The following is a 12,457-nucleotide window of genomic DNA, read 5'->3' as shown; positions in this document are numbered from 1 at the left end:
TCTTTATCCCGCGGTGTCTGTATTGTTCACCGTTCTATGGGCGGAAAGTCTAACAAAGGGGCTTTAGTCCATCCTCTTTTATTTAGTTATATTTTTATGCACTTATGTTATTTCAATGGTGATTTTCAGGGCTTTCTCGTTGCGCCTCGAAGCGCTTGGCGGTAGATTGTGCGGCATTGAATTTACCCTTATCAGGAGAGTTACGTGGAAATTGCCTGCCTTGACCTTGAGGGCGTATTGGTCCCCGAAATCTGGATTGCCTTTGCCGAGAAAACCGGCATTGAAGAACTCAAGGCGACAACCCGGGATATTCCTGATTACGATGTGTTGATGAAGCAGCGCCTGTCGATTCTCGACAAGCACGGCCTCAAGCTGTCAGACATTCAGGAAGTCATCGCTACGCTAAAGCCATTGGACGGTGCCGTCGAGTTTGTTAGCTGGCTGCGTGAGCGCTTTCAAGTTGTCATTCTGTCCGATACCTTCTACGAGTTTTCGCAGCCACTGATGCGCCAGTTGGGCTTTCCGACCCTGCTTTGCCATCGTTTGATTACCGATGAAAACGACCGCGTAGTGGATTATCAACTGCGCCAGAAAGACCCCAAGCGTCAGTCGGTCGTTGCCTTGAAGAGCATCTACTACCGCATTATTGCCGCTGGTGATTCATACAACGACACCACCATGTTGTCTGAAGCCCATGCTGGTATTCTGTTTCACGCGCCGCAGAACGTGATCGACGAATTTCCGCAGTTCCCGGCAGTGCAGACCTTCGATGATCTGAAGCAGGAATTCATCAAGGCATCCAACCGCGAGCTGTCGCTCTGATCGGTTGTAGCCGGTAAATAAGAAGCCCCGCAAACCAGGTTTGCGGGGCTTTTTTTTGCCTCAGGCTTAGGCTTTCAGGCCGTGCGACCCAATAAACGCTGCAGCAGGCTGATTGGCTGGTGGTTGAAGCTGGCCAGTAGCTCTGCAACTGTGGTCTGACGATCCTGTTCGTCGAAGGCCAGCGCCGCTTTCAGCGTTGGCCAGCAGTGCTTTGGCAGGTTCTCCGGTTTATCCAGTGTCTCACCCTGTTCCATGCATTTTGCCTGCTTGGCGGTTAGTCGGCTGTATGGATGATGGCCGCTGATCAGCTCGTACAGGATCACGGCAACGGCATACAGGTCAGCCGCTTCGGTCAACTCGCCGCCGTCGAGTAATTCCAGTGCAGCATAACGCGGCGTCCAGGCGGCAATCCTTTTACGGCTAAGGCGGGGTAGGCCGGGCAGCAGGCCCTGTAGCGGCTCGCCTAAACCATAATCAAACAGGCGCAGTCCGTCGGCCGTCAACATGACGTTGCTGGGCTTGATGTCGCCGTGCAGCACGCCCAGGCTATGCGAGGCGTGCAGCGCTTCCAGCAGCGGAATGGCAATCTGTCGAAACTCAAGCCAGGGTAAACCCTCTTGCCGCTCGCTGATCAAGTGATCCAGCGTTGGCCCCTTGAGCAATTCCATGGTCATGAAGGCGCGCTGGCTGGTGCGATCAACGTTGAATGCATAGAAGCGGATCACGTTGCTATGGCGCAAACGGCTGGTCAGGGCAAACTCGCTGTAGAGCAGGGCATTGGCGTCGGGATATTCGGCAAACTCTTCGTTCAGCGTTTTGAGCGCAACGTAGGGATCGGGGTCACCGTACTGTTCGCGCAGTAAATCACGCGCACGATATACCGCCCCCATGCCGCCTACACCCAGCAGCCGCTCGATACGGTAACGGTTGTTGAGTACCTCGGGCAGCTCACTGCTTTGCGGCGCAGTGGTACTGATCGTTTTAGCAGACTTGCCAGCCAGTTGTGTGCCTGCCGGGCTGTCTGGTGTTTCCAGTGCAGAATCCATTGACTGCTCCTTGTGCCTCATCTGCGCATAACCACCGCGCTGATGTTGTCGCGCGCGGGTCCGGAAAGCGCATGTGAGAACAGATACTCAACCGCCGCCGCGGGTGAGATCAGACCCAGTGCGTGGCTGATACTGCCTGCCGAGACGGCTTGATACAGGCCGTCGCTGCACAGCAGCAGGGTGTCGCCAGGCTGCACACTGAACTCCAGAATCTCCAGTACCAGTTGCTCATGCGCGCCTACTGCGCGAGTGAGGGCGTTGGCGGAAGGGTGGCGCGCCGCTTCCTGCGGGTCCATCTGATCCTCATGAATCAGCTGCTGCAATAACGAGTGATCACGCGATAGCTGATACAAGCGCTGATTGCGCCACAGGTAACAGCGACTGTCCCCGGCCCACAAGCAGACCGCTCGCTCCTGGTCGCCAATCAGCGCGACCACGGTACTGCCCATGACGGCATCTGGTTGATCCGCGGTCACCGTCACCTCGTAGCCGAGCCGACGATTCACCACATGCAGCGCCTGGCGCACCTGTTTAACTTGCTGATCTAGGTCGTCGTGGGGCACTAGCTCAGCAACTTCCTCAACGATCAGACGACTGGCCAGCGCACCGTTCTGGTGACCGCCCATACCGTCTGCGACCAGCCAGACGCCGCGCTCTGGCTGGTCGAGCACGGAGTCTTCGTTACGCTTGCGTACCTTGCCCCGGTCGGTGCGCGCTGCGCTCTTCCAGCAGCTTTGCAGCACCTGCATTAGAGTCGCGCCGGCAATTCAAAGCTGCGCAGCACCGATACGTCAAACGGGTTGGGGGAACGCTGGCTGTGGAGCAGGTAGTTAGCCCGCAGCCCACTCAGGCTCGCCTTGAGCAGCAGCACGTCGCGTTCGCTGTGATGATCAACTTCCATCTGATCCAGCAGGCGGAATAACGACCAGGTCCCAGAGCTTTGCTCCATGCCCATGCGGCGACCGCCCAGGTCTTCTACCATCAGACTGGCGCGCTCATCGCCAGCGCGTGACGGCCAACGGAACGAGCTTTGCACGATAGGACCGTGGCGGTACTCCATATTCTGGCCACCGTAGCGAAAGCTGGCGCGTCCCAGACTTGAGTCCAGGGAGTAGGGCTCCAGTTTGAACAGGATGCTTGGATCGTTCGGATCTTCGGCAAAGAAGCTTCGGCGGATGGTCTGCACGCGATTCATCTGAGCAAGGAAAGCTCTTGAAATCGGCATCGCACGGCCATCTACCCGGCGCAGCCGGTACTGTCCGGAGGAGCCACTGATAAAGGCTGACAGATAGCGATCAAAGAAGGCGTCGGCAGTCCCTTGTTCCTTGAAGAAGGCGCGGAAGTCAGCCAGATCCACATCGCTGTCGGTGCCGGTGGCGAACGGGTAGCGCTGCCTCAATGACGTGCGATACGCGCTGTACAGCTCGCTGCGATAACGCTGGTTCAGATACTGATGAGCATCCGAGAGCACCAGCATCCAGCCGTCTTCGGCGATCAGCGAGATCCAGTTGCTGACCGGGCTCGGCAAGCTGCCAGCACTGCTGCGTACCTGGTTGATAGCATCGCGCTGGCCTTGCATACGCGCCTTGGCCATCTCGAAGGCATCCTGCTGCGGTGTGCCGGAATTGGCCAGTTGCGCCAATTGCAGTTGCAAGGCGCCCAGAGATTGCAACGCAGTAGCCAGTTGCGGACCAGGATTGCCGTCGCTGTTGAGCAGCTCGTGCAGATTGCTAAAGCGCTGCTGCAGGGCTTTTTGACCGGCGGTCTGGGTCAACTGATCCGCTGCGACGTCGGCACCCAGCTCAGCAACCTTTTGTAGTTGGCGTGCGCGGCGTGAATTACCCATGTTGCCTACTTCATCAGGAATCTCCGGAATTTCCGGCGGCGTAAACAGGGTGTTTTCGCGCACTTCCTGCAACAAGCGGGTAATCGGTGAGTTGGCCGCAGCCAGGCCGGATAGCCTCTCTGCCCCGGCACCGGTAGTGCCAAGTGGTTCCAGTTGCAGGCGCGCAACGGCGTTGATCCACTGGTCTGAATAGTCCTGGAAATACAGCGCCTCGATTTCATCGCTCAGACGCGCCAGGTCGCGTGGGCTCAGCTCTTCGCTGTTACCCAGTACCCAGTTGTCCTTGAGCATGTTGCGCACCAGGTCCGGCCCTTGAGCGAGAAACATCTGCTCATAGCCTTTCTTGGTATAGAAGCCTGGAATGCGGTTGGTGCGTGCGGTCAACAGCAGCGCCTGCGGTCCCAACTGCTGATCCATGCGGTACTCGGGTAGGCGGCGTGCCTGCTCGCGCAACATGCGGTAAATCACGCTGGCCAGTGACTCGCCACGCAATTGTTGACGCGCGTCGGCAACCAGACGGTCGTCCAGCTTGTAGCTCGTAAAAGAGGTATCCAGCAGGCGGGCAAAGTGACTGCTCAGGCTGCTTTGTACGGCGTTATTGTTGGTATAACGGGTGGACCACTCATCCGCCATCCAGTCCTTGAGGAAGTCGGACTCGCGGCGTTCCTTGATATTCAGCATCAGGTAGGCACGCAGACTGCCCAGCAGGCGCTCGCGGTCATGCATCTCGCTGCGAATCTGCTCTTCCAGCTGTTTCGCTACGAGTGGCAGCAGGTATTCACGCAGCGTGTCCTGGTAAGCGTTGGTCAGCTCAGGATTAACCTCTTCGCCGGGGTAGAGTCCGGCCCGCTCGTGCCAGCGCACGTCATCGCTGGGCGGAAATACCAGGGTGGCGGCGTAATGCGTATCCAGCTGCTTGAGCAGATTGGGCGCGTTACTAAGGGCCGTGATATTGGCGGGTTCATCATCAAAGTATTCGCTCAGCTGACGCAGTTGCTCATAGCGGTCGTGGTTGGCCGAGAAGCTCATGGCCCAGCTGATGCCGAGCACAGCCAAGCCGGCAAAGGCACCCGCGTAGAGAACCCGCTGACGGCGGTGCAGACGTTTGATTTCACGATCGTCCAGCCCGGCCAGGGCTGACTCAGGGAAAATCACGTCGCTGAGTAGGCGCTCAATAAAGTAGCCCTGTTGCCGGTTATAGGCTGGCAGCGGCGGGGCAGGCATACCCAGGTTGCGGCTGAACTCACTCTGCATGGGGTCTTGCGCGCCATGCAGTTGCGGCGCACTGGTGAGGTAGAAGCCGCGCAGCTGCGTCGCACGCTGATACCGATTGCCGGCAAATGCCAGCTCGATAAACAGACTCAGATGTTCACCCAGGCCGCCGAGCTGGTGCGGAAAGTCGAGTATGCGCCCGCGGCGCTGGCTGTCGCGCTCCAGGTGCAAACGCGGAATAACCTGGCTATTGAGACGCTGGAGCAAGCTGTTGAGCTCGGTACGGACCACGCCGCTTTCGGTGCCGTCCTGTTCCTTGGTAAAGCTGACACCCATCACCTGGTGCCGTTCTTCCTGGCTCAAGTGGTCAAAGAATTCTTCAAAGCCAAGTATCCGGTCGCCTTTGCTGATAACCAGATAAACTGGCACATCAACGCCCAGGTCCTGATTCACCTCCAGCAACCGCTGGCGGGTCTGCCGGGCGAGCGCTTCGAGCTCCATTTCATTGCCGGTCAGCAGAAGATCTGCGGGTAGGGTGACCAGAACCCCGTTGAGGTGACGGCCACGTCGCTTACGCAGCAACTTCAGCAGGGTGCGCCAGCCGTGCGCATCCAGATCGCCGTCGGGTTGGGTCTGGTAGCGTCCGGCGGTATCGATAATGACCGCGTGCTCGGCAAAGTACCAATCGGCATGATCGGTGCCGGTCAGGCTGCGAGTGATGCGCTCTTCGTTGCCTTTGTTAAGCGGGAACTCCAGCCCGGAATGCTCCAGCAGGCTGGTTTTACCGCTGGCCTCAGGCCCCAGCAATAGATACCAGGGCAAGTCACGCTTCCAGCGATCACTGCGGCTACGGTACAAACTGGAGGTACGCAGCGTGCGCATCGCGTCGCGAAAACGTTCTTGCAGCGTCAGTTGCTGCTCAATAATCTGTTCTTCGCGGCGAATGCGTTCTTGCGCCTGCTCATCGTTTTCTTCTTCTTTCTTGCGCTTATCATTGCGCCAGTTGAAGAACACCATGCTCAGGCCCCAGGCCAGGAACAGCAGACTGATACTGAGCAAACGACTGCCAGCCGATTCCCAGAAGCGGTAGTCATTTACTGCCAGCAGCGGCCCGGCAAACCAGATAAAGAGGGCGAGCAGCAGGACGCACAGCAGCGTCCAAACCCAGGTCTTGCGCAGCACGGCTGCGGCTTTACGTGCAAATCCCTTCATTGTGAGTTCTTCCCTGCGACCGATGGCGCTGCTGGAGGTTCTACGCTAGCACTGACATAGGGTGGCATGACGCTGTCGCGCTGTTCATCGAGCACCCAGGCAAAGCCACCGTAGAGCACGGCCAGGCAGGTGAGGGTGAGTGCGGTGACCAGCCACCAGGGCGCATAGCGCACCAGCCTGCGACCTTCGCCCTTGAGGCCTTGCCAGTGTGGGGATATTTCGCGCGGCACGTCGCCACGGATCTGACGGATCTGACGAAACAAGCTGTCGCGGATGTTCTCCAGCTCCAGCAGACCGCGCGGCATGACCCGGTATTTGCCCTCAAACCCGAGCGACAAACAGACATACATCAACTCCAGCATGTCCAGGTGTTTGACCGGGTTACGGGCCAGACGGTCAAGCAAAATGAAGAACTTTTCGCCGCCAAAGGTCTCGTTATGAAAGCTGCTCAGCAGGCTCATCTGTGACCATTCGCTTTCATTACCCCAGGGGGTAGTGACCACGGCTTCGTCGAGCGCGGTGCACAATACATAGCGCGCGCCCATCACCTGGCCACTGTCGGCGCTCTCTTGCAGAGCGCGGTGCTCGAACAGCTTGATCTCGCTGGCCAGACGCTCTTTAAGCAGGTAGAGATCTTCGGATTGAAGGCTGTGCTTCAGTCTGACGATTTCAGACAGCAGGTTGGTGGCCATGCCGACTAGCGGGTTGAGCCCCTGGTGGGACTGTTCCGCCGGCTTGACCCTTGCTGCGTACACCATGCGCTCTTCAAGCTTCTCGTAACGCGGTGGCGCAGCAAAGTCGGTCAAGGTGCTGTCGGCTGGCTTTTGGCCGTCGCGGCTGAGGATGACGGTTTTATCGTCCTGACTGTAATCCATTTCCCTGATCATCTCGCTTAGCTCCTGATAGCCCAGAACGCAAGCTCAAGCCCGCTGATCTCACCTGACACATGGAAGGCAAAGCCGCCCGAGCGTTCGAGCTGGGCGAGCTCTTCCGAGGTGAACTCGAGAGCAAAGTAGGTCTTGCTGGAATGGAACGGGATCTGCCGTGGCGCAACCGGCAACGGCTTGACCTTGATGCCCGGCAGATGCAGGTTGACCAGTTGACGAATACGCTCGACCGCGCCGACCTTGAGGTGCGCAGGCAGGCGTTTGCGCAGCTCTTCGGAGTCGCATTGGGCGCTGGCCGCCAGGACGAAAGACGCGCTGCCAAGCAGCTTGGGGTCGTTGATCGGCGAGACCTTGATACCGTACTGACGCTGTTGCAGCGGCAGCTCGACGGCGTGCTGTTCGAGCACCATCGACAGCACTTGGCGAATCGCATCCATCAACTTGCGAAAGCTCTGACCTTGATCGCTGTGCTGGTAACGGCTGTCGTGCTTGGGTCTTTTGCTATCGCTGGCGTAGGTAGATAGCTCGCCAAGCATGGCTAGCAGCTCGCGGTAGATCTGTTCAGGATGCACCTGCTCCATATTCAGCAGGTGACGCAACACGGGTTCGCAGCGGTTGATCAGCTGCAGCATCATGAAATCACCTACCTCGGCGCTGCCCATCTTGCCAGTCGCACGAATGCGCTCAGCAAGCATATCGCCACGGTGCGCGAGCATGCTGACGACCTCTTTCATGCACGACAGCAGGTAGCTACTGGCGTGGCTGTGCAGGTAGGTCGGCACGTATTCCGGGTTCAGGCTGATAACCGCATCGGGGGTACTGTCCTGTATCTCGCAGATTTGCAGGCGCACAAAGGCTTGCTCGTTCGGGTGCTGGCCGAGCAACAGTCGGAAATCGGGCTGGGCGCAACTGACCTGACTGGCGCTGCTATCGCCAGCGTTGGAATCGGCAACTTCGGTCTCGTGCGCGGTAAAGCGCGCCAGCACATCCTTCTGGTTAGGTCGGCGAGTCTCAACGTGATTGCTGGTCACCAGAGGCAGCGCCAGATAGACCGGCGTGCTGTTGGTATTAGGCGGCACGTCGACGGCCAGTGGCTCTTTCTCATTGCCAATCTCGAACAGGCTGCCGTCCGGCAATACACCACTGGCATGGCTGATAACCAGTTTGCCCATGTTCAGAAACTGGGCGTCGATCTCCAGGTTAAAAAAGCCCCAGGCGTGGCTGATCAGCTTCTGTGTGCGGCTTTTGAGCTGCTGCTCGTAGTACCTGTCATTCTGCTGAAAGTGCTGGGGTCTTAGCAGCATACCTTCCTGCCAGACCACTTTTTGCATGCTCATGCTTCAATCCTCATCCTTGTTGGAATCAAGCTTGCGAATACCCTGTTCATCCAGCAACAACTCCACTTCATTGCGCTCCTTACTATCCAGCGGGAGCACAATACGCCATTGGGCCTGTGGTAAATCGCGGTAGGCGGCCAATACGGCCAGGTAGCGGCTCTCTGGTTGCGCCGACAGTTTGTAGGTGCGTTCTTCACCGGGACGCAGCTCCAGCTCTTCCATGGCCACCAGATCAGGTGCCAGCACTTCACGTGGGCGCTGATACAGCGAGAAGAAATCCGCGTGCTCGAATGCGACCGGGTTTTTCAACTCAATCAGCTGCAGCACGATAGGAGAGGGGCGATCATTGATATCGGGGTTCAGACGCTCGCTACCCTGCAGTGTCAGGTCAACTTTGGTCATATCCGAGTAGGGCGACAGCATGGAGCAGCCACTCAGCATGAGCGCGCAAAGTAAGCCAAGCAGGCAGCGATTAACGAATGATGAAAACATAGCGATCATCCTTGATATGAACTATTGAGGGAGTTGATCAGGCGCAGTTGCTCCTGATAGGCATGGGTAAACTCGGGCGTGTAGAGCTCTTTGTGCCACCTGTCGTCGAGCTGCAGCTCACGATGCAGTCGCGTATAAGCGCGCCAGCGGCCTCCCGAGGTATTCAGTAGCGAGCTGCCGCCGTCCTGGTCAAAGCGCAGGGTCAGTTGCTCGGGTGCCAACTGGTCAAACAGGCTCTTGCTGGCGTTACGGCTGGCAGCCATCAGTGCGACCTGATGCGATTGCAGCTCACTAAACGCAGAGGACAGCAGCTGGTGAGCGGACTCCTCACTGCTGGTTTCACGCAGCAACTGGTGCAGTGCCGCCGGGCTATCTTGTGCCAGCAGCAACGGATGGCCGACTTGCGAACCATCATTGAGCTGCAGATCGCCTTTGAGTTGCGTTTGGGTGTGCAGGCTCTGGCGCACCAGGCCCATGCTCTGTTTCAGTAAGGTTGCGCTCTTGAGTGCAAGCTCTTCACGCTCGGTCTCATTGAGGTCATCGATGTTGACCCCTAGAGCCCTGGCGAAGTCTTCCCAAAATCCAGCGGCGATGGGTGCGGGTGCTGCTTGCGGCGCGGGAGCGGGTGCCGGCGCCGGTTGTTCTGGCTGGCGCAGCTCCGGAATGGTCAGGCTTTCCATGTCAACGCGTGCGTAGTCTGCGCGCTGATCGGCATAACCTTGCTGAGGCTCATTCAGCAGCGCAAAGTCATCGTTGCCACGGTAAGTCTGCTCGGGCTGATCCATTGCATTCAGCGGGTCGAGGTCCAAAAAAGCATCATCGGGTATCAGGCTTTCCGGCTGCTCAAGTGGATCGGTCGGCTCAGCAAACACACTCGGGTCACGCGTTATACGCGCGCGAATTTCAAACTCGCCAATACAGTAGACTTGCCCATGCTCAATGGCCTGCGGCTTGGCTTTAGGCATTGGCATTTCGGTGTCCTTGAACAGGATGCCGTTGCTGCTGGTATCAGTGAGATAGAACACGCCGTTATGGAAACTCACCTCGGCATGACGTCCTGACACAATGCGTTTTCGGTCGGGTATCACCCAGTCACAATCTTCACCGCGACCGATAACGCCACCAGCCTGTCTAAAGGTTTTGCTGTTGGGTAATCCCGGTTCAAATTGCTGCGCACTGACCACATCGAAGACCAGTTCCATTGCGTTGATGCTCCTTGCGACTAGGCGTCGCTGGTTGCTGTCTTGGGGTCGCCCAACGGGCGATATTCATCATCGTCAAACTTGTGGTTGCCAGCACAGCCGGCCAGCAGCGCGGTGAGTGCCAGGGCCAGCAGGCAGCGAATGGTGGTTACCGTCATATCCATATTCCTTAGGTGTTGACCGGTTGATTCAGAGATAAACAGGGGGAAGGCCAGGTTCGCGATCTGCTCAGCGCTACTGGCGTCCTCGTCCTGAAGGCGCGGCCTTATGGTTTTGAAAAATCCCTTTTTGACTGGCCTGTATCCTGTTGTGTGCAGTGCTGCAATCTAGGCGGTGACGGCTCAGAACGATCGCCGGAGCTGCTTGCTGATCAGCGCGATGGCCCCTTTTCTGCGTACGACCGCAGGGGGGGCTGTTCTTTTTTAGTGGCGGCCAAACCTTTGCGAACCCCGCGTATTGACGAGGCAAGCGCCGACAGAACAGAGCAGCAATGAAGCACAAGCGGTTGTTTAATCATTGAGCCAATATCAAAAAAGTGCGCGCTAACAGCGCCTTTCATTCGAGCACGTTGTCACCACGTTCAGAGGGCTTGCGCACGCCCCCTTAGCGGGTATAGCCAGATAACCTCCGCCTGCAGAACTGTCCGATAGCAATGCATGAAAATTGAGCCGCGTGGTGATCGTGGCGGAGGCGAGTTTACCAGCGTTTGTTTATCGCTTTTGTGAAGCAGTCACCATCAGCAGCGTTCGCCTGAAATGATCTGGTTAGTGTCCTCGCAGGCCTTTCATCAGTCTGTCACGGCCATTTCATACAAGCCTGGTATGGCAAGATGGCATTATTCGCCTTCGGGCGTTTAGTGCGGTGAAAACCTCTGCGATCAGGGATACAACGCCATAGCCATCACAAGGCTAAGGCCTTGTGGGGCATTGGGCGGGCTCTTCCATGTTGAGCGAGTAGTTATAGGGGTGGCTGGCTAAACCGAATCTTGTAGTACCTGCCGAGACCCTGATTTCATTGCAAGGCAAAAAATGCACGTTGACTACCCCGAGAGCTTCATAAAGCGCGACCTCCACCTCGACGCGGTGACGGGTGTAGTGGGTTTCGTGTTCAGCCAAACGGGCATACCATGCATCTGAAAAGCGTCTCTCTGGCCAATCTCCGTAAGCAAAGGGATCCGGATCTTCTTCCCACTCAACTACTACTGTTAAGCCAGGTTGCCAGGTGACGGGTAGAACGACGCAGCAGGTTTGACCGCCGCCGGTGGAGACGTTGACATTTGAGCCTCCACTGCCGTTGATGCGAAACCAGTTTATCGCTGACGAGCTCAGGTGGTTATAGCCCTCAATGGGGGCGCCCAAGCGCTCAACGCCGGATGAACGCTGCAGCTCGGCGCAGCCGTTGAGCATTAGCAGGGCGATGGTGATGAAGGTGGCGGCTATGAGTCGGGTTGCGAGTGAGCTCTGAGAGTAGGGCATGATTCATCCTTGAGGACTGACCTTATCCGTTTGAGCCAGCCGATAGCGTAATGGCCTAATTCTCCCTGATCTCAATGGTTTCGCTAAGGGCTTTCCAGCGCGGCAGTACGTTTTCTGGTGGCGGTGTGAATTCGGTCAGGTCATCGGTACCTTTGGGGAAGGTAAATACCTGCACCGCCACCAACGGGCTCAGCAAGCCGCCGGTTTTGGCCAGGCCAAACCAACCTCGCTCCTGCTCGCCTGAGCCGGGAATAGGGTCTAACCGCCAGCCGTCCATGCCTGCCAGATGAGGGCCAATATAGGTTGGCTCCACAAAGCGCCTGAACGTCCATTTTTGGGCGTCAAACCCAGGGCGGTAATCGGTATCGTAGGTGCCTGTTTTCGGGTGTGTATCCCATGGGTCGTGGGCAGAGGCGGTGACTAGGCTAAAAACCACGTTGGGGGTCGCGGTAAAGCGCAGGCTGTTTTTGACGGAATAGTGGGCATCGCCATCATCGGCAATAAAGCCGTAAGGAATGCAGACACCGCTTTCATCAGGTACTTCGTAGAGCTCACGAGGCCTGAAGCGCGACATCATATCGAGCATGGCTTCCTTGCCTTTTCCCTGTGCGTAGGCCTTGCGCATGAAAAAAGCGTAAACGCGATTATTACGGTAAATGTAGGCTTCGCCCGGAGCTGAAGCAGATCCGACAAAATAGGCGTCGGGGATGCCGAGATCGTGGACTGTTGGGAGGGCAAGAGAAATTTTTTCTCTGGTTTGTTCTACTTCCTTTCTCCATATGGCAGCACTTTCTGGGTCTGAATCGCCCCCAGTATCCTAGACACTCGCCAGACTCTGGTAATGACGCTTTTCGTACTCGACCGGTGACAGGTCACCACTCGTGCCGTGCCGGCGCCTTGGGTTATAAAACATCTCAATGTAATTG

The 12,457-nt window shown here is 57.3% G+C and carries 12 protein-coding genes; 1 reads left to right on the top strand and 11 read right to left on the bottom strand.

Going from position 1 to position 12,457, the window contains the following annotated elements:
- Positions 1 to 204 precede the first annotated feature (204 nt).
- A complete protein-coding gene (gene thrH / locus EF096_RS07025) occupies positions 205 to 822 on the top strand; it encodes a bifunctional phosphoserine phosphatase/homoserine phosphotransferase ThrH (protein ID WP_123888924.1) in 618 nt (205 codons plus the stop codon).
- Positions 823 to 896: 74 nt separating this feature from the next.
- Here the strand turns inward: thrH and EF096_RS07020 are convergent, their stop codons facing one another.
- From EF096_RS07020 to EF096_RS06970, 11 genes are all read right to left on the bottom strand, one after another.
- Positions 897 to 1,868 carry a serine/threonine-protein kinase gene (locus tag EF096_RS07020; protein WP_123888923.1) on the bottom strand — a complete coding sequence of 324 codons (972 nt, stop codon included), beginning with the start codon at positions 1,866 to 1,868 and terminating at the stop codon, positions 897 to 899.
- 17 nt (positions 1,869 to 1,885) lie between these two features.
- Positions 1,886 to 2,617 carry a PP2C family protein-serine/threonine phosphatase gene (locus EF096_RS07015; RefSeq protein ID WP_123888922.1) on the bottom strand — a complete coding sequence of 244 codons (732 nt, stop codon included), beginning with the start codon at positions 2,615 to 2,617 and terminating at the stop codon, positions 1,886 to 1,888.
- Positions 2,617 to 6,138, bottom strand: a complete 3,522-nt coding sequence (gene tssM / locus EF096_RS07010) for a type VI secretion system membrane subunit TssM (protein WP_123888921.1) — start codon at positions 6,136 to 6,138, stop codon at positions 2,617 to 2,619. Before tssM ends, EF096_RS07015 begins: the two co-directional genes overlap by 1 nt.
- Positions 6,135 to 7,025, bottom strand: a complete 891-nt coding sequence (gene icmH, locus EF096_RS07005; protein WP_123888920.1) for a type IVB secretion system protein IcmH/DotU — start codon at positions 7,023 to 7,025, stop codon at positions 6,135 to 6,137. The genes tssM and icmH overlap by 4 nt, the downstream gene beginning before the upstream one ends.
- A gap of 5 nt (positions 7,026 to 7,030) precedes the next feature.
- On the bottom strand, positions 7,031 to 8,362 hold the full coding sequence (tssK, locus tag EF096_RS07000) for a type VI secretion system baseplate subunit TssK (RefSeq protein WP_123888919.1): 1,332 nt from the start codon (positions 8,360 to 8,362) through the stop codon (positions 7,031 to 7,033).
- Between the two features lie 3 nt (positions 8,363 to 8,365).
- On the bottom strand, positions 8,366 to 8,854 hold the full coding sequence (gene tssJ, locus EF096_RS06995; RefSeq protein ID WP_123888918.1) for a type VI secretion system lipoprotein TssJ: 489 nt from the start codon (positions 8,852 to 8,854) through the stop codon (positions 8,366 to 8,368).
- Positions 8,855 to 8,859: 5 nt separating this feature from the next.
- The gene (gene tagH / locus EF096_RS06990) at positions 8,860 to 10,056 is read right to left on the bottom strand and encodes a type VI secretion system-associated FHA domain protein TagH (protein WP_123888917.1); all 1,197 of its coding nucleotides are present in this window, start codon (positions 10,054 to 10,056) and stop codon (positions 8,860 to 8,862) included.
- Between the two features lie 20 nt (positions 10,057 to 10,076).
- Positions 10,077 to 10,214 (bottom strand): type VI secretion protein, encoded by a 138-nt coding sequence (locus tag EF096_RS06985; protein WP_123888916.1) that lies wholly within the window; start codon positions 10,212 to 10,214, stop codon positions 10,077 to 10,079.
- A gap of 750 nt (positions 10,215 to 10,964) precedes the next feature.
- Positions 10,965 to 11,531 carry a DUF3304 domain-containing protein gene (locus EF096_RS06980; RefSeq protein WP_220469426.1) on the bottom strand — a complete coding sequence of 189 codons (567 nt, stop codon included), beginning with the start codon at positions 11,529 to 11,531 and terminating at the stop codon, positions 10,965 to 10,967.
- A 55-nt stretch (positions 11,532 to 11,586) separates the two neighbouring features.
- Positions 11,587 to 12,156: a T6SS immunity protein Tli4 family protein gene (locus EF096_RS06975; RefSeq protein WP_235869653.1), complete on the bottom strand. Its 570-nt coding sequence runs from the start codon at positions 12,154 to 12,156 to the stop codon at positions 11,587 to 11,589.
- Between the two features lie 192 nt (positions 12,157 to 12,348).
- On the bottom strand, positions 12,349 to 12,457 hold a 109-nt coding region (locus tag EF096_RS06970; RefSeq protein ID WP_148079639.1), incomplete at its 5' end, for an IS3 family transposase.

The organism is Pseudomonas neustonica, assembly GCF_003797945.1.
Lineage (GTDB): Bacteria > Pseudomonadota > Gammaproteobacteria > Pseudomonadales > Pseudomonadaceae > Halopseudomonas > Halopseudomonas neustonica.
The sequence above is the reverse complement of the archived record's forward strand: the minus strand, read 5'-3'. Positions and strand labels throughout refer to the sequence as shown.